Origin of the sequence: Novipirellula sp., assembly GCF_041583735.1 — a bacterium.
Lineage (GTDB): Bacteria > Planctomycetota > Planctomycetia > Pirellulales > Pirellulaceae > Novipirellula.
The window spans coordinates 1-19,242 of the sequence record NZ_JBFHFD010000080.1; the positions used below are offsets into that span (position 1 = coordinate 1).

Genomic DNA, 19,242 nt, shown 5'->3' on the forward strand with positions numbered 1-19,242 from the left:
GCAATTTCAAACGCCAATTGATCCTGATTGCTAATCGCGTCTGCGAAGTCGATCACGTTGTGAGCTATGCCATCGTGATCGGTGAATGCAAATCGGCGAAATTCTTCATGAGCGTCCCGCTGCTCAGAGCGAAGTGGCGAGCCAAGAACATAGTCAGTGAATAAAAGTAACTCTCTGATACTGTTCCACTCGTGTACGCAGGGCACACCGCTGAATCAATCCGATCACTGACGTCACGTATAGAATCCCAATCATCCACAGGACTGCAAAGCATAAGTGTTTGAAGATACGGCTGCGGCCCAGAGCAACGAAGCGTTTGGATCATTTTTTTCGAGATACTCCCGATCGATATCATCATCATTCACCAATCATCAAGGAAGTACGTTCATTCACCCTCGCAAGCAGCATCCAATGGACGAGATCTTGCGTTTCCCCAGATACCACTGCTATCCTCGATTTCTTTGCCTTCCACACAACACGACGCCACGCGTTTGTTGTAAAAAGAAACACCCTCAACGTCCGATGCAAGCGGCTGTTATGCATCGATGCACAAATAACTTCATACATGATCCCCAGGAGCTCCACTGCGGTGTTGACCGTTGAAATCACATTGGCCTTACCTGAGGTCTCAGGAGTTCGATCAAGCTCTGTGCGTCAGCCGCTTGATTCGTGGCCTATCGATCCACCGGATGCTGACGGCTGGAGACCAACATTGGCCGAGCTGATTACGTTGGCAGTAAAAAACCACGTAAAGCAGCTGAGATTGCCGAATCCCACGCCGCTTCGACGTCCGCTTTCAAACGAGTCTTTGGAGGCGGGACTAGCGGATGGACGGATCCGCTTTGGAACGTCCACTCGTGGCCGCCGGAAAAGGAGCGAAGACGATGCGGTGTGTGCAACCCTCGATGCATTCGAGCGAGGCTATTTCCTTGTTTTTGTCGACGAACAACCATGTTGCCAGCTCGGCGACGAAGTTTCCATCACTCCATCCAGCACGATCACCTTCGTTCGCACCACGCCATTGGTACCTCGCAGCGTCTGATTCACCGCCGGAGCAATAGCTGGGTTGTGATTCGAAAAAGCCACAACGTGGATATCTGCTGCCACCGCAATCGCTGCCTTTGGCAAGCCCCCCCGAGGTGCTACCAGAGATGTTAGACTTTTGCCAACAACCACAATCTATATAGAGACTCCGCCGTCTCGCCTTGCTACCTCTCTTATCCCCATTTTTTCGAACTCGCCATGGCCATCACCGACTGGGAACGCCCTTGCCATCTAGGACTCATCGATTTTTCAAAGCTGTCACAGCCAATCCCGCCGCGTGATCTGAAAATCGAGAGCGAGACCGAACGAACAGCCGAAATGTGCCAGCAGCTAAAGTCATTTGTGGCTTCGCTGATGGCCCACGTTCGCCCCCCGGCTGATTTAATCAGCCAAACGGACGACTTGGGATATGATGTTTCAGAGCGACTGCCGTCTGCGGAAATCGCGTCGCTCGGTGGCACAGTGCCGCGAATGGCAGAGCCCCCCAACCGTCGATTCTCGTTTGAGAACCAACCAGATCACTTACCCGCGCGAGACGATGTTTTCGCATGGGCCGACGGAGTCAAGCTTCGCGACGATGACGGGCTTCACTGGCATCGCGTTGCCTGGAAGTACAATCATAAGTGGAGTCTCGCGAGCGCCGGAAAAGCGGACGCGACTCGCGCCCCCGATGCACCGTTTGCTTGCGAGCGTGCCATTGCTCAATGGCTATGTTTTCGTGCTACCAGCCAAGGTGATTTGGATACCAGCGAATTGGATTTCATCGAGACCACCGCAGCTCGTTTGGAATTTGACGGCTGTTTGCCCAAAAGTTGGCCGATTGTCCTGATCCCAACACCCCTGTTGCCAGAAATGCTCGAGCGTTACGGCTTGAGCTCGCAATGGCTTGAGATACGACCCACCAACACGGCTTCGGACGACACGATCCGGCGGATATTTGAATTGCTGATATGGCGTGATCGCGGTGTCGATCCCACCGTTGGTGGTCGCACTCGTCGCCCGGTTCCTGACCGCTTGATGTTGGAGGCCCATCGACGTGGGATTGCCACGGACGAGGATCTGCGTGAACACTTTCTTTTGGCCTACTCGTCTCATGTCTCATACTTCAGCAGTGACGCGGAACTTCTCGGGTCCATCTGTGCGCCCCCCGTCGCCCGCCATGCAACGTTATTCGAAGAATTCCCCGTCTTGCGGGTCACCGCCGAACAAGCCAAATCACGTTTGCTCGATTTGGTGATCGACGAGGGCGGGCCGCATCTGCTGCCCACGACTCATTACACCGTCGTCCCCAAGGGGCTTGACAGCCGTTTCTCAAATGGCCAAACGGACTTGGAAAGACACTTCAAATGCATTGATAACGTCGGAGGTGCTGCCGTTGCCAATCGATTATTGACCGCGATGGCTGAGGATAAGGTCGCCATCCAACCACCCGAACGTCCTTTCCCGAATGCAAATCCGCGAACGACAGCACTGCAAGTGTTGCTTTGCTGTACCGCGCCCAAGCCGAACGATGATTGTCTCGACGACCTGGACGGCGACGTAATTCTGCGGCTGGCTATGGCAAATCCGTACTGGGTGCCGCAAGCAGCCAAGATTCTTGATTGGCCTGATTTAGCAGAGGTATTGTTCTGGGTGTTCCAGCATACGACTGGGAAACGACGCCCCGACGCGGCAGCGTTGTTGCAGGCCCTTGGTGACGAACAGCAACCGCTTTGCGGCTGTCAGCTCAACATCGCACTTGTGCGGTCAACCCTACGCCGCGATGGACTCGACAACGAATTGCGCGAAGCGGGACAGTTCTCTAGCGAGTGGTATTCCTCGGTCATCGCCCCCTTGTCGCCAACCCAATGGAAACGGCTGGTGGCGGCCGTAAAGTCCACGTTTAGTGCCCCGCAAGCAACGCGGTTGCAGATGATTGCTGATGTGATTGGTGGTTCGTTCACCGCCAAACTTCGCGACAAGTTGATACAGCAAGTTCAAAAGCGACACGTGCGTGACGCCGTCTCGTTGTTGGGTGAAGCGCCGCTGCTAAATGATGCGGATTTACGTATCCGTGTCGAAACGTTAGCCGACTTCGGCGATTATGCCGAGTCGCTCGACTTAGCTCGCGATTCGGCCGAGGCATTGTTGAATGCCTCGCTTGAAAATTTGGCAGCGCATGCTGGCTATACTTCCGCCGAACAGATGGTAGCCGAAGTTGAATTAGCGAAGTTCAATGATTTGGCTGACGGTATTGTTGTATCCAGTGATGGGGTCGATGTCACGTTGTCAATCAACAGCGATGGACAACCCGAGATCGTCTACACCAAGGTCGACAAGCTCTTAAAGCGGCCCCCCGCAAAAATTAAGAAGGCAAAAAAGGTCGCCGCCTTGATTGAACGCCATAAACTACTGAAATCACGCGCTCGCCGTGCCACGCGGCTTCTTGAGCGAGCGATGGCTGATGCTCGCGTTCTCTCCTCTGACGACTTGGCGATGTGGCTTCAACATCCGCTGATTGCGCCGCGGTTACGCACGCTGATATTGGCCAGCGAGAACGGAAAGACTGCTGGCTATTTGACCGCCAATGACACGAAGCTTGTTGACCACTCTGGAAAGTCAACCAAACTACCGAAAACCTTGCGTGTGGCGCATTGCTTTGATTTACTTGAACGTGGCGACTGGGCCAATTGGCAGCGTGAATGTTTCGACGCGGGACGCGTCCAATCGGTTCGTCAAGTGTTTCGTGAATTATTCGTGTTGACCGCTGCCGAACGAGAAGCAAAAGAACTGAAACGCTATTCCCAACGTTGGGTACACAGATCCCAAGCCGCAAGGCTGTTACGAGACCGCGGCTGGGGCGGACGGTCGTGTGGTTTTGATCGCATTTGGCGATCCTCTGGGTTGACCGCCCACCTCGAAGGATTCGACTTCGCGAGCGATGAGAAATGTCGATTGGGGACGCTGACGTTTACGCGGACTCTGCAGATCCACAGTGAACAAGCCGAGCAGATCGATTTGCAACAGGTGCCCCCAATACTGCTCTCAGAAACGCTACGAGAATTGGATCTCGCCGCCAGTGTGGCCGATGCGGAAGTCGGAGCGGAAGAGTATGTCGGTTTTGAACCGGTGGCAGATATGCGGACCCGACTCATCGAAGAAACTTGTCGGATGCTTGGGCTCGACAATATCGAAAGCGATGGCAAGTTCATTCGCATCACCACAAAGTCAAACGGTTATGCCGTAAACTTGGTGACCGGCGAAGTCCTCAATGACGGCAATCAAAAAATCGAACTCGATGATGCAGCCCCCCCCACGCTCGCGTATGTGCCATTCGCCGAAAGTGATCGAGCAACCTCCAAAATTCTATCCACGGTCCTCGTACTCGCTGGCGACGGTTCGGAAACCAAATTATAGCCGGATAAAGATCCCCCACGATCCTTCCCGCCCACCCCGACGATCCGGGCGGCCCCATCTCGCCCCAACAGGATGTAACCACTGAAATGTTCTCTAGTCCGCTGCAACGTGCAATTAAACGAGGGTTGAAGCCCGATGGAGACTTGGCCAAAGAACTCCGCGAGTTAGATAATTACACCATTCGCTCTCGAAGGGACGCGAAGTCGATTGTCGCGGCGTTGGAAGTCCAACCTGCCCGATTCCCGTCAAAAAGAAACGGCTTCTCTGGAATCCGAGCATTGACGTCCCTGTTCCAAGATGTGGAGAGCGTTGACGTGCCCGCGTACGACATTTTGTACGACGCTGGGCTTCCTCAGCTTATCCGGATCTTTGACGGTTGCGTTGCGAATGTAAAAAAAGATAATGCGAGCGTCCTCTTACTGATCCTCAAAATCCTTGCCTTATACGGATCCGAAGCGGGTGCGGAACGAATCGTGCAATCGAGTCGCCATCCGGTTCTTTGCGAAGGGTATCTATGGCATCCGATTCTGTCCGTGTTCACGAAGGCGCACCCCCATCGCGACTATGTCTTCGCCAAGCTAGGGGAAGCATTGCCCGTCGGTTTTCTTGCGGTCGCGTTGCTGGACGCCGCCAACGGTGTCGCCATCGAAAGCAACCTCGATCACCACCCCTTTGACAATCCCGAAGGGCACCGCCGCTTACAAGCTTGGCTTGAAGATCGAAATCCTGATCACTTCAGTTACGCGCACAGTGCGACAGCGGCGCTGCCATTTGTTGACAATCCAACCCGCGACCAACTACTTGCTCTGGCGATGGACCACGTCGACGAGGGAGTCCAAATGGAAGCCGCTTGGGCGTCGGGACGTATGGGACGCGAGTCTGGTTTGAAAGTGCTCGCACGCTATTGCCTCGATGTCAATCATTCCGATACTGCGAAGAGATACTTGGCGGAACTCGGACGCGAAGATCTGATTCCTGACGATGCCAACGATTCCGATTTCCAAGCGAAAGCAGAGATGGCTCAGTGGCTGGCGCATCCCAATGAATTGGGCCGCGCCCCTGACGAACTTGAAATCATCGATCAACGTGAATTAGCTTGGCCGCCCGAAGGTCAGCCGCGTCCGTTTTGGCTCGTGCGATACATGCTAAAGGACCGTACGGGACTCGAGAAAGACGACATTGGCTGCGGATTAGTCGGCAGCATGACATGGTGCTTCTTTATGAGCGATACTCATCGGCGTCCCCCCGAAGATATCTACGCAATCCATTGCTTCTGGGAAATGGAACATAGCGGACTGATCGTGGACAATGAAGTCACTGAGCCAGGGGAATACGCCAGTGTTCTGGGGTCTTGCGATCTTTCGTCATACAACGAAGTCAAGATCGTCCGTGTCGCTGAGCTTTCAGCCAATCTTCAATTTCCTCACCGCGTCATCGCGTTGGCAACGGCAAACAGGCACGGGCAGACCGGCTGGCTGGCCATTCACGGCGGCAAGTCCGCTTGGTATGACGCCTCGGAGCAGCCTGAAGGAACATCGGATTCATTGGTGATGAAAATTCATGTTGGACGTCGGTTACTAGGTTTTCAGGGACAGCCTGATCGCAAAAAACACCTCGCCACGACGACTTCAGAACGCACCCCGGATGAAATTATCGCGGCGTACGGGCAACTACTCGATACGTTCGAGTCGGGATCGGCCGAAGAGGTAAATGAACTGCTGAGCAACCGAAGTCTTCTTCCACGCCATTTTAGCGCCTACATCGATGCCGCTGCGAAAACTAAAAATATAAATCACGCACTGTTTTTCATCGAACTCTATGAACGTTTTTTAGAAGTCTCGCGGCGATTAGCCCCCGAACTTCAAGCCAAAGCCTACGATTCATTTAACGTGCTATGCCAAAATTTTAATGAGTACGTGAGCTTGCTGATTAGCCACAACCGACGCGAGCAAGTTGCGGGACTCATTGATCTGCTTACGGATCATTGGCAGCACAACTTGGGTTATGGGAGGCTGGGGACAGCGGCATTCGATTCGGGCGACTTTGCTACGGCGGAAAAATTCTTTGAGAAACTTCGCGATGGATTAGAAAGCTATTACCGCTCTGCGGAAATGAGCTGCCTGGCGGAAATCTGGCACTCACGCGGTGAGACGCAGCGGGCAAAAGCACTATTGCTCGAGTGCTTGCAGAAGACTCTCCAGGAAATCCAGCAAAGCAAATACAACTCCGACAAACAAATGTTTGCCGATGAATACCGGCGCCACCGAACCACTTTCCTCCGCTTGTTTCCCGGAACCGATAGCGAACTTCTGGACGCAGGAGTGCCGGATAGTCCGCTATAAAAAAATCAGCATCACGTGTCCAAGACTCGGATCGAATTAATAAACAATCGAGCCAGAAATTTGTCTTATTGCCAATTCCTAGTGGGGTGCGACGGTTGGAATTGACCGCCCATCAGTTACACGAAGGTGTAATTGATGTCTTGATGGAATGTTGGATCATGGAAGCAGCAATTTAAGTTTTCGCTTTCAGATCGCTTGCCGGAGAACTGCAATGAAACGGCTCTATCGATGTTGTGCGGCCACGTTGATGGTAGCCGCATGGTTGGCGTTATTCTTCACGGCAGCGCATTCGACTGCATTGGCCAAGACAATCGAAAATTTGGACGGTCGAGTGGAACTTGGCGGCGAGCCGATTGAGGGGGCAAAAGTGATCCTGTACGCCACCAAAGGCCCTGAGCCGGCTCAACGGATCGTCACCGTCGCGACCACCCCCGAAGGCTCCTTCAGAATCTTTGATGTGGATATTCCTGATGATGCAGTGGCTTATCTAGTCGTTCATGATAAGACGAGATCGATCGCGTTGCTTTCGATCCTGGGACAAGCGGTTCCGGATCAAGTGGTTGTCAACGAACTGACTACCGTGGCGTCAGCGTTCACTGCGGCGCGCTTCATCGATGGCGAGTCGATGTCAGGTAACGCACTGGGACTTCGGATTGCCGCTGGAAATGCACCAAATCTGGTTGATCCGACAACCGGCAAGTGGGGCGAGGTTTTACTCGATCCAATCAATAGCACCGAGAACACGACACTCGCGCGGCTCAACACCTTGGGTGCGATGATCACCGCCTTCGGAACGATCGCGGACGATGAGTGGCGTGAAGCGTTCCTCAAGGCCGCGACCCCGACGGATGGTTCGACTCCGAAAGACACGCTCGGCGCGTTAGCAGGCATTGCGCGCACCCCGTGGGCAAATCCAAAACCGCTATACGATCTCTTCGACAAAGCGTACCCACAACCCAAGGACGGCTCGCGACGCAGTGCTCCGTTTGTGCCCTATCTCGCCTACAGCCCACCCGACTTTGCAATGATGCTGAAATTCGCAGGTGGAGGCATCTACAGCGCCGGAAAAATTTGCTTTGATGCCAACGGCAATCTATGGAGTGGCCAGAATTGGATGGCGGGGTCTCAATCCGGCGTGATCAGGAACATTGGTGGTGGCACCGTCAAATTGGCTCCCGACGGCACTTCCCTCTCACCACCAATCGTCGGCTTTACTGGAATGGGCGTCGACGGAATCGGCTGGGGCACCGGAGTAACACTCGATAAGGTTTGGGTCACTAGTTTCAACGGTTCAATCGGGGTGATGGACTTCGACGGAAAACCAGTTGCAAGCGAGTCCGATTTCCCGATGGCGGGCAAGACTGGGAACCTGATGGGAGTCGGTGTCGCTGGCAATGGCGATGTCTGGATCGCCGACGGTACGAAGGATCAACTACTGCATTTTCCCGGCGGAAGTGTGAAGGACGGACGAGTCGTCACCGTCGATGGTCTGAAATCCCCGTTCGGCATCGCGATCGATGCACAGAATCGCGTTTGGGTCAGTAACTCGCAATCCGATACGGTCGTGCGATTCGCTTCCGACAATCCGTCCAAGTCAGAGTCCTTTCGGGCCGGAATCGGTGTTCGCGGCGTGAACCTGGACTCGAAAGGCAACTTGTGGGTTGTCAGCAACATGTCGTTGGACTTTCCCCCACCACAGATTCCAAAGGGCACTTCGATCATGAAGCAGTTTCAAATGGTGCTGGAGTATATGGCGCCAAAACTCAGCGGCGGCAAGACCACCGGCGTCGCGAATATGATACGTCCCGACGGGACCCATCCTGCACCGATGGGCTTCACCGGAGGCGGTGCGGTCAACGTCCCCTGGGGTGTCTCGATCGACGGCAATGACGACGTTTGGATTGGTAACTTTTGGGGCCGCGGCGTGGTACTGATGGCGGGTGATGACACCAAGGGGCATCCCGACGGCACGAAAACCGGTGACGCTATCCACGTCTTCCAAAGCGGCAGCATCCAGATGGTTACCGACGTATCAATCGATCCTGCAGGGAACGCTTGGGTCGCTAACAACTGGAACAACGTGGCCCCAGCAGGCGAAGCCGATCCAGCACGCCAAACATCAACATGGGGCGGTGGTGACGGCATTGTTTGTATCTATGGCGTCGCAGCACCCGCGAAGACTCCCGTGATGGGGCAAGCACGAGCGGCTAACTAATTGCAATGGTACCACTAGTTTGCGAGGTACTTTGTTTGCGAGATTTTCGTCCCGCACTTCATTCCGAGTATGCGGGGCGGCGGAACCCTGATGGGCAACATCGCCGTTCCAACCGACGCGTCGTACAACGGTTCACCAAGCACCCCCCAGGACGAATACGAGTCGCATGTCTGGGGATCGCCCCACGCGGTCCGCCATGCAACTCAACTTTTCGCATCTATTTTGGCAGTCCACTGAAATCGAGCGGCCAACATGTCCACCACGTCTCGTAGCGACCGCGGCAGCGGATTCAAACTCGATCGCTTAGCCGGATTCAGCGATGGTGTTATCGCTATCGCAATCACCCTCCTTGTCCTTGGTTTGGAAGTCCCTTCGTCGCACACGGTGAACACAAGCGAACTAGGCAATTACCTGCGTGAATCGCTGCATCCGGCCATGGGGTATGTGGTTAGTTTCGTGCTGATCGGAACTTTTTGGCTAAGCCATTATGTGATCTTTCACTATCTAACGCATGCGACGCGTCCGCTGATCGTTCTAAATGGTTTGTTCCTGCTTTGCTTGACGTTCCTACCGTTTCCAACGGGGCTACAAGCTGCGTATCGGCATGACGAGTTCGCAATGGTGTTTTACAGTTTCTCGTTATTCATGTGTGGAGTAACGTTGCTTGGCATCTGGTTGTATGCGTCCAAGCAACATCGACTTATCAATCCCAATACATCGCCGACCGTCGTGCAAAGCATGACGCAGCGACTCGCGATCGCACCATCGCTTTGCATCTTGGCGATTGGATGTTCGTTTCTGAGTATCGGGATCAGCAGAATGATCTTGTTAGCGATTCCTTGCTTCTATTTCTCGCACCAATTGGTTGATTCGGGTTGGCGTGCACTCGCACCCTCGTCGTGATGGTATTGGGATTGCCGAACGCGAATCGCAGGAAATTTTTTGCCGCAACCTCAACGCTTCTGATGCAGACGTAAAGTTGATTTTCTTATCAAAAAAATTGTTTTCAAAACTCAAACCCTGCTTCACGGTCGGCTACGCCTCCATTTAAACGGGTAATCAGCGCGCCGGCGTCGTGTTCACCAAGCTGGACGAAGGAACCAAGAACATGAAACTCGAGTTTGTGGCAGAACGCCACCTCGAAAGGTTTCGTTTCACTTTTGACCTTCGCGGACTAGAGAATCGCATTGCACAAAAATCTCAGCAACCTTCCAGTCCAAAAGATATGAGTGCCTCAGCAATCGCAAGGACGAGAATAGGCTTGCGGTCGAAAGACGCTGACGAAGCTAGCCGCACTCGATCCTCGCCAAGCTCAGATTGTCGGATTGCAGTTCTACGGTGGTTTGACCATGGAGAAAGTCGCCGAGGCAATCGGCGTTTTGAACCGCCACCGTGAATCCGATTGGACGATGTTGCGAGCCTTGGCTGTGAAGTGAATTGTCCGATGAGAGGGCCACATGACGCCAACTCAATACACTCGTGTCAAGTAAGTGTTCAGCGAAGCAATCAAACTTCCCAACACAGATCGTCTTGCTTTTGCACAGCAGTAAAGCGGCGACACCCCCGACATTCTTACCAAAATGTTATCGCTGCGGGATCATCACTTCGCGGAAACGGTGTTGGATTCGCCGACGACGCGTCCGCCGCCTGAAACGATCTTCGCTGGTCCCTCTTCGCCCATCGATCCGAATCTGTTCCTGAAAAGATGTATGGGAAGACGATCGACATATTCTTCGCCGCCGTTTAATCCGCAACATTCGATCGAGTCAAACATGGTCGCGGGAAATCTCGCTTTCATATCGCCCGAACAGATCGCCCTCCTTGTAACGTCGACGCACGCAGCGACAACTAATCGGTCGGGGCGGTCGCCTACTTCTTGCTAAGGGGTTGACCACCGTTTACCGGGGGCTCTCCTCTCGAGATCATGATGACTCCAGTCAATCAAGAACCTGATCTCCCAACAGCCTATTGTGATGGCATCCAGCCTGATCGTGAGTCGGTGATTATTCGTTGTTTGACATGAGATGTGGAGCAACGAATCCGTAGTGCAAATTGTCTGAGTGACGAACTGGATCATTGCGAATGCGCCGACCGCGGGACACAGCGTCATGCAACCACATGGTGGGGTGATCATGCTATGAAGGCAGACGCTCAGGTGTAGCCGCTATAACGACGGGCGTACTGCCGCCACTTCTTAACACTGATGACGCCGACGATATCACGGTCGCGGTGGTGACGCCGAAACGACATCCCTAATTGATTTTGTCTTGCTGATTTTGACTGATGAGACGCCCTCGCCACTTTTGCTTGGCCTAGCCTCGCCTCAGCGACAACTTTGTCGATGCAGTATACGGGCTGCTCGCCGCGACGAGCTTTTGCTGGCATGCGATTTGCTCGGAGGATTTGTTATCGAATCGGCTGAGGACCGATCCTCCTAATGACTCGCCTTTGTCTCGTAATTCCGCACTGATCTTTATACACCGATGAGCCTGAAAAGACTAATGAGCCGGACAAGACGGTTCGCAATCCTGCTAGTTGTCTTCTTTTTGCCCACGCCGAGCGACGCGGGATCACCCACCGGATGGAGCCCGGTCATCCTGCCAACGGGATCCTATCGCGCCGAGATCAAGGCGATGCCGATCCATCAACGTCCAGGCCGCCCCCTGCATGTGTATGGCAACACCATCCGTTTAATCGAGCGGATGAAATGGTCGCGAGGATTTTATCGACCATTGCGGCAAATTGTTTTTGGCACAGATGACTTGGCAGAGACAATCACCAATCGTTGAGAGATCTACCGGATGTCAATTGTGGCGAATTCTTGCATATTTTTGTCCCAATGCAGTGACCGACCTCCGTCATCGTGGCGATTATGACCGCGATCTCGCCGAACGAGTCCTTGTTGACGCAACCTTTTTTTTGATGCAGATTGCGTGGGGGGAATCATCGCTCCATGTGTGCCGGTCCTCGCAATTGCCCGCTGGCGATACCACGCTGCTTCGCCAGTGGGTGGATGTACCAACGATAATGGCCATAGTCGGTGGCAAACGGGTAAGGCTCGTTCTGATCGTACCATGATTGCCAGGTGTTCGCGTCTTCTGATTTCGGCCCCTAGGGATCATAGCGGGAAAGCAGTCGCTTGGCTCTTGCCTTTTGATTCCGCTCGATGGACGCCAAATGCTCGATCATCGACGGCAAGAATTTTGGATCATCAAACCCCATGTTGATCGTTTCCAAATCTTTGTCCACTTCCCGTTTGCTGTCGGAATCGGTAGTGAAGTACGAGGTACGTTCCTTAGCCCAGGCCGCCATTGCGTCGGTATCATCTAGACTGTGAATCTTTGCCCGCAGTTCGGGGGTAACCATACTTTCAACCCACCTCGCACGTTCGGGATTGGCAAGATACGAAGACACGGAACTCCTCGGCCGCACATAGGGGCCGGACAAACACCAACGGAGTGATTGCGATGGGGCGATCCTGGCTGAAGTGGCTAATGTAGGCGATCACAATGAGAACTTTCCCAATTCGGTGCCAGGCATCAACCTGTCTTTAACTCGGTGCCAGGCACCAGTTTTTTTAATTAATGCCTGGCACCAATCTGTTGGCGTGCTCGTCTTTTTTGTGCGACAGCCTACAAGTAAGAAAATCTGGTACTCAATCAATGATTTTCGCTGCAATGCTTAGCGAATATGCTTCAAAACACTCGGCTTTGACAGAACGGTCGCCTTGATAGGTTGACGGCCCTTCATGAGGCTGCATCAATATCAATGCAATCAATGCAGCTTGGCTACGACGACATCCAACGGCCTAAACGAAACAAGCTGATGCGTTGGATTGGCCGCGGTGCCAGTGGTGCCCCGTCCGCTCGGCATCCGCTTGCATCGATTCGCTGCGTCCGACACACGTTGATTGGCCAAAATAATTTTCCCAGTGCCACACCAAGTCTCGCCACATCGACGGCTCGATTCCAAGTGCTGCTAGTGTTTGCGTAACACCTGCGGGCAATTTCGCTGCGTCGTTTGCGTGTTTCGCAGTCCAGCGGAGCAGTCGCAGATACTCGTTAAGCGACAAACTCAAAAAGCCACGGTCGCTACTGCGAAAACCATCGGTGTGCACTTGAGGTTCGCTCGCAAGCGTGCTGGGGTCGAGCGGCAGCGGAGCAAGCCAACCATCTCGACGTACCTTGCGTCTGGTCGGATCCTTACGCTTGCCACGCTGTTTCTGACGAAGCGTCTCGACCGGAGTTTCGCGAATCGACTCTGCGACTTGTTCGCTCGGAATCGGCTTCAAATCGAATGCAGCCGAATTTATTTGTTTACCTTTCCCCGCTTCGATGCGGTCATAGGCCGACGTATGCGGTGAATGGTCCGGGGAATCCGCCATTGCCGCCCGCACCGGATTCAGGTCGACGTACATACTGCAGGCCAACAGACCGGTTTCGTCAACAATTCGCTGTGCTTTAAAACGACCCTCCCAGAAATGGCCGGTGCATTCATCGGCCTTGTTGGCGCGGCGTGCAATCGGCTCTGACAATGCTCGCATGAACCAGGAAATGTCCGCTAGTCGCTGCCGGATCGTCTTTAGCCGCTGCGTGTCACGGACGAGCGTTTGGACGTCATTTTCGGTCGGTTCGGCAAGATGTTCCTCGAGACGATGCCCTGGAAAGACTTTCAGCCAACGCCGGGCCACTTCAATGTCGGACCATTTCGCCAACACATCAGGCCGGTTGCGGAGAATCACGTGTACGTGACTACTCATGATCGAATAAGTGAGTACGTCAACAGAATAGACAGATGCAAGCGATTCCAATCGTCTTCGGATCCACTCTCGACGGTAAGAAAAGTCCTTACCGGTAACAAAATCGATACCTGCCAGAAAAGCGCGGCGGACGCACCGCTGTGTCACGTGGACGATACAAACTTCATCAGGGCTGAACTGTTCAGCTCGGGGCGGCCTTGGCATCAGGGCACCTCCGCGTGTTCGAGGGATGATTCAGATAACTGTATTAGAACGAAATTCAAAATCGTGTCAAATTTCGATGCCTGGCACCAACCAGTTTTTATGCCTGGCACCAACCAGTTTTTATGCCTGGCACCAACCAGTTTTTATCGACGGGTCATCTACCCCAGAAACGCCACAAATTGCTGATGCCATGTTGTCCTTCGATTCTTTGCGTGGAAAAGGCCGCGCTGTTATGATCAGCCAACAACCATTGCCACCTTTTGGCAGCATGTATATTTATTTCCCTTTGTTTCCACAGTCCCCCCCCTTGGCCTGCAAATTTTCCGAGACGTTGTCGCGTTCCCGTCAATCCACGAATTCGATTTGCCCCTACCAAAGTTCTCCTAAAACAACACGTTCCCCCCCAGCTTTGCACACCGTTCGCTTCATGATTTACGTTGTTCTACGGCTACTTCGCCGGCAGTATTTGAAACCTCGCCTGCATTCCGGACTTGATCTCCTAATTCGATCCTCAAGCCTCGTATCACCTCGGATACTTCCGGCCGCCCTCACCAACCAGGCGAGTCAACGCAGCAAACGAATTTGTTGAGGCTGAGTGGATGAAGAAGTTCGATACTAAGGAACTCGACGACCTGATCGCGGCCTACATGGACGAATTGGAACAAGGCCGCAAAGTTCCTCCAGAGCGGTTCATTGCGAATCACCCTGAGTTGCGTGAGCCGTTCTTGCGATTTGTCTCACAATACTTTCAAGGTAACGGCCCCCATCCGCTCAAGAGCGTTCCCGATGAAACCTCCTTTTCCGATGATACGCCACGAGACATCAACGAGCCAACCGATGTTCCCCGTCGGTTAGGCCGCTATCGGATAATTCGCACGCTTGGCAGCGGTGGTATGTCGATCGTCTATGAAGCGATCGCGTCTGACCGCTCCGAACCGGTGGCACTAAAGGTGCTTCATGCAGCGGCCGCCAATGACTCGGGGATGCGAAAGCGTTTTCGCCGCGAGGCAGAAACGATTCGGTCACTGAACCACCCGCACGTCGTTCCACTCCGCGATTTTGGAACGCACGAAGGGACCTCGTTCCTAGCAATGCAGATGATCCCGGGGGAAACGGTTGCACAACAAATCAGCGGCGCGACAAAACACGCAAATCAATTTGACGAATCCGCCAACGCCGTCGACGCAATGATGGACGAAGCGATTACAGACGATGTAATTGCGAATGCCGTCTCTGACGCCACTGCAAGGCGTCCAAACTGGACGATGACCGAAATCGCATCGGCGATCGCGAACATCGCCGACGCCCTGGATCATGCCCACCGTCGGGGTGTTGTCCATCGAGATCTAAAACCTTCGAACCTACTGATCGATTCGGATCGCAAGGTGTGGTTGACTGATTTCGGGCTGGCCTCGGCCAACGAAGCACAGACCGTGTTGACCCGCACCGGTCAGATTATCGGGACTCCCCATTACATGAGCCCCGAACAGGCCTCGGGTAGTGCCAATCGAATTGACCATCGCACCGACATCTATTCTCTGGGCGCAACGCTTTACGAATGGGTAACTCTGAAACGACCGCACCAGGGCGGCCGCTTTCACGTTCTGCTCGAGATCGTCAGTGGCCGGCTGCAACCACCCTCGAAAGTTTGCTCGAGTGTCCCCGCTTCGTTGGAAGCGATCATCATGCAATCGATGTCACAATCGCCGGCGGACCGTTACGCTTCGGCTGCTGAGATGGCCAACGATCTGCGAAGGTTCTCATCGGGTATGCCCATACACGCGCGTCGTCCTGGGCTTGCAGACCAGGCAGCACGCTGGTTGGTGCGAAATCCAAAGACCTCGATTGCATCCGCTCTTGGATTCGCGTCAGTCGTCTTGGCGGTGATCTTGACCCAGTCGCTTGCAAGTTGGCGATTGTCAAGACTGAACACACAGTTGGCCGCCAGCACCGCGACGCTCGAGCACACCAACAACCAGCTCGCCACCACCAACTCGCACCTGTATCGAAGTCAATCCGAATTACGCCGTCACCTCTACGTTGCTGACATGGCGTCGGCCTACCGAGCTTACGCGCAGCAGGACATTCGGGCGGTCCACCGATTGCTTGCTCGCCAGGTTCCTGGGCCGACGACTCGGGTCTCGGACGCCTTTGATCAACGGGGTTTCGAATGGTGGCTACTTAAAAACCTATCACGTCCGCCCGAAGTGTTGACACTGGGAAAACATGACGGACCCGCCAACGAAGTCGCATTAAATCCAACCGGCAGCGACCTGTACTCGGTGGGCGGGGACGGTTGGGTTCGCCACTGGGACATCCTTTTAGATCGCGAGGTTCACCAATGGAGCATCGGGGGAAGCCTCGATGCGATCGCGATTTCTGCCGACGGATCAAAATGGGTCACCGGCAGCAACGTTCCGACCGGATTGAATCCGGTCACACTACGGCTTGCTAGCACGGGCGATGTTGCGGCGCAACTGCAAGGCCACGAGTATTCAGTGGAATCAGCGGCATTTTCGCCCGATGGAAAATGGATCGCCACCGCGGGACGATACCACCAGGTCTTGCTGCACGACGCCCAAGGTCAACTGCACGCTCGTTTGACGACCGGATCACGAAATGAATCGCTCTGTTTTTCGCCCGACAGCAAACAACTTGTTGGGATCTTCCGCGAGCAAATTGACGGCGATCATTGGCACTCGCTGCGGTCATGGGCCGTGCCCGATCTAGAGCTCGCAAGAATCTGGGAGTTCAATTTTAGTCCTTTGACGTTCGCATTGTCTGGTGATGGAAAACGCATGATCGCTGCAGACTCGGCAAATTGGACCCTCACGCGATGGGACGATTCCCAGCGGGTATCTAGCCGAGAGGGGATCCACGGCCGCATTCGTTGCGTCGCAATCAATCACGATGGCAACCGTGTCGCGGCAGGTTGCGATAATGGGTTGATTTATGTTTGGCAGATTGAAAATGGCGAAAAAAACAGCGACCTGCCACCGACTCGCATCATCACCACCGATGGTCACAAGATCACCAGCCTTGTTTTTTTTGAGAACGATCGGATTCTTGCCAGCCGAGAAAATGGAATGTTGCAGGCTTGGTCGCTGCAAGAGTCCAAGTTCCAGCACCCCACGTTTGGCGTCTCCACGCGTGCGATCACGCGACGACCGACCGACTGCGACCGCCTTTTTTTACGAGGCGACCATGGAGGCATCGAGCGTTTCGACTTGTCGACCCTCGAACACGAACAGATCGCCCGCGTCGCTACCGACAATCAATACGAACTCGCGGTGACACCGGATGGAACGATGATCGTTGCAGCAGCGCCCGATCAGCTGGTCATTGTATCGGCAACCGATGGACGCGAATTGCATCGAATTGACACTCAGTCTCGCGGTAAGGATTGCAGAGGGCTACGATTCATCGACAGAGGGCAGCGGTTGCTCGCGCTTTACAACGACCGTTTCCGCCAGTACGACACTACGAACTGGGAGATGATTGATGAGATCACGTTGCCCAACTCAAGTGCTCGAGACATCATTTCCTCGCCAGACGAATCGGTGATGCTCGTGGTCACTCAGGACGCGTTGCTGTTCTACAATTTAAAAACGCTTCAACCGAAAACCGTTTATCTCAAGCGTTTCAGTCCTTTGACCAGTGCGAGCTACGCGGCGAACGGTCAAACCATCGCCGTCGGTCATCAAGATGGAACGATCGAGCTGTTGAATGCCTTTGACGCAGAGCCTATCGGCTTGCTCACTGCACATCGGAATACCGTTTACGGATTATCGTTTATCAACGACGATCGAACACTGATCAGTTCCAGCCAAGCAGGCACAATTCGATTTTGGGACGTCCGCAGCGGTCGCGAAATCGGCGGACTTGATATCGCAGACACGAGTGCCGACTTGATTCACTTCAGTGAGCCGTTGCAAAAATTATTCTCGCTTGGTCCCCATCGGCCAATCAAAGTTTATTCGGGCCAGCGTTCGGAGTAGCCCAATCGCACTGCCTCGGCAACTTTCCGACGTGGTTTGCGAACTAAAACGTTGGGAAACCCCTTACAAAAACATTTCCTGCATCATTTGCCGCGATTAGCCTACAATGCAAGCGACACAGCATCCTTTACCACGCGATCCCCAGTTATGTCCATCATCAACGTTGGCTGCCAGCTGAACTATATTGTCCGATCACCGGCAATCTATCTACTCAATCTGTCAGTTACTCGGAACAACCACCAAACCGTCACGTCCGAGACATTGGAAGTCTTCCCTTTTCAACCTGCCGAAGAATGTGACGTTGGGCCACTTGGCAATCGAATCGTTCGAATCAACGCTCCGCTAGGCGAACTGACGATTAACTATAACGCCACAGTCGAGCTGCACGCGGATATCGTGGACTCGACCAATGTGGGTGAGACGAGTTACGAGCATTTATCGGCCGACGTCCTCTCGTATCTCAACCCCAGCCGGTACTGCGAATCCGACAAGTTGTATCGGTTTGCGTTTGAAGAGTTCGGCCAGTTGCTGCCGGGGTATTCTCGCGTCACGGCAATCTGCAACTGGACCTACGAGCAACTGCATTACTCGCCCGGCAGCACCGGTCCAACGACAACCGCGTGTGACGTGTTAATTCAGCGAACCGGAGTCTGCCGCGACTACGCTCACGTCGCCATCAGCCTTTGCCGAGCCATGGGAATTCCGGCTCGGTATGTATCAGGTTACGCCGTCAATCTACAACCCCAGGATTTCCATGGCTTTTTCGAAGCGTATTTAGATGGACGCTGGTTCTTATTTGATGCGACGCGACTGGCACCGGTGGGCGGTTTCGTGCGAATTGGAACCGGCCGTGACGCGGCGGATGTCGCTTTCGCTACGATCCGAGGCGAAGCGGAATGCACCGGAATCAACGTCTGGGCGAACAACGCGAATCAAAACGACCAAGAACTGAACTCCAACGACGTGCAAACCGGCGTCAGTTCCGCGTAAATCACGTCCATCGATATCGCCTGTACAAGACTTTACGATTGCGTTGATTCCTAATCGTGGTATGTTGCAGTGTTGGCCTGCGCGAAATAAGCCCCTGGGTGACAAGACAAGTAACCACCGCTACCTGCGGTCACTGGCGTGCTTCTCGCATTTCGCAGTTTGTTCGCATCGAAGATCCCCTTCGGCAGACAAATCGCACTAGGTCTCTTGTTCGCCCAAGGAGGCGATCATGGTGGATGGTTTGACCGGCACACCGCGTTACCTCTTAAAGCATCGCCTCTCAACGGACGATGC

The 19,242-nt window shown here is 53.9% G+C and carries 12 protein-coding genes; 9 read left to right on the plus strand and 3 right to left on the minus strand.

The annotated features are described in order from the left end of the window. Positions 1-712: 712 nt before the first annotated feature. The 6 genes from ABX962_RS08695 (at position 713) to ABX962_RS08720 (ending at position 10,433) form a co-directional block, all read left to right on the plus strand. On the plus strand, positions 713-1,042 hold the full coding sequence (locus ABX962_RS08695) for a hypothetical protein (protein WP_372718516.1): 330 nt from the start codon (positions 713-715) through the stop codon (positions 1,040-1,042). Between the two features lie 200 nt (positions 1,043-1,242). Further along, entirely contained in the window at positions 1,243-4,440 is a 3,198-nt protein-coding gene (locus tag ABX962_RS08700) for a DUF4132 domain-containing protein (protein ID WP_372718518.1), read from the plus strand. A gap of 278 nt (positions 4,441-4,718) precedes the next feature. Beyond that, positions 4,719-6,782: a HEAT repeat domain-containing protein gene (locus ABX962_RS08705; RefSeq protein WP_372718520.1), complete on the plus strand. Its 2,064-nt coding sequence runs from the start codon at positions 4,719-4,721 to the stop codon at positions 6,780-6,782. A 211-nt stretch (positions 6,783-6,993) separates the two neighbouring features. Beyond that, positions 6,994-8,997, plus strand: coding sequence for a hypothetical protein (locus ABX962_RS08710; protein WP_372718522.1), 2,004 nt, complete (start codon positions 6,994-6,996; stop codon positions 8,995-8,997). Between the two features lie 252 nt (positions 8,998-9,249). Beyond that, positions 9,250-9,900 carry a TMEM175 family protein gene (locus ABX962_RS08715; RefSeq protein WP_372718524.1) on the plus strand — a complete coding sequence of 217 codons (651 nt, stop codon included), beginning with the start codon at positions 9,250-9,252 and terminating at the stop codon, positions 9,898-9,900. 374 nt (positions 9,901-10,274) lie between these two features. Continuing rightward, positions 10,275-10,433 carry an ECF-type sigma factor gene (locus ABX962_RS08720; RefSeq protein ID WP_372718537.1) on the plus strand — a complete coding sequence of 53 codons (159 nt, stop codon included), beginning with the start codon at positions 10,275-10,277 and terminating at the stop codon, positions 10,431-10,433. Positions 10,434-11,148: 715 nt separating this feature from the next. Here ABX962_RS08720 and ABX962_RS08725 read toward each other — a convergent pair. Continuing rightward, a complete protein-coding gene (locus ABX962_RS08725; protein WP_372718526.1) occupies positions 11,149-11,382 on the minus strand; it encodes a hypothetical protein in 234 nt (77 codons plus the stop codon). A gap of 116 nt (positions 11,383-11,498) precedes the next feature. Between ABX962_RS08725 and ABX962_RS08730 the strand changes: the two genes are divergently transcribed. Continuing rightward, positions 11,499-11,786: a hypothetical protein gene (locus tag ABX962_RS08730; RefSeq protein WP_372718528.1), complete on the plus strand. Its 288-nt coding sequence runs from the start codon at positions 11,499-11,501 to the stop codon at positions 11,784-11,786. A gap of 322 nt (positions 11,787-12,108) precedes the next feature. Here the strand turns inward: ABX962_RS08730 and ABX962_RS08735 are convergent, their stop codons facing one another. Beyond that, positions 12,109-12,411, minus strand: a complete 303-nt coding sequence (locus ABX962_RS08735; protein ID WP_372718530.1) for a hypothetical protein — start codon at positions 12,409-12,411, stop codon at positions 12,109-12,111. A 394-nt stretch (positions 12,412-12,805) separates the two neighbouring features. Continuing rightward, on the minus strand, positions 12,806-13,960 hold the full coding sequence (locus ABX962_RS08740; protein WP_372718531.1) for a transposase: 1,155 nt from the start codon (positions 13,958-13,960) through the stop codon (positions 12,806-12,808). Positions 13,961-14,559: 599 nt separating this feature from the next. Here ABX962_RS08740 and ABX962_RS08745 point away from each other — a divergent pair. Both ABX962_RS08745 and ABX962_RS08750 read left to right on the plus strand, forming a co-directional pair. Next, positions 14,560-17,958: a protein kinase gene (locus ABX962_RS08745; RefSeq protein ID WP_372718533.1), complete on the plus strand. Its 3,399-nt coding sequence runs from the start codon at positions 14,560-14,562 to the stop codon at positions 17,956-17,958. A gap of 147 nt (positions 17,959-18,105) precedes the next feature. Continuing rightward, positions 18,106-18,948 (plus strand): transglutaminase family protein, encoded by an 843-nt coding sequence (locus ABX962_RS08750; protein WP_372718535.1) that lies wholly within the window; start codon positions 18,106-18,108, stop codon positions 18,946-18,948. Positions 18,949-19,242: the final 294 nt, after the last annotated feature.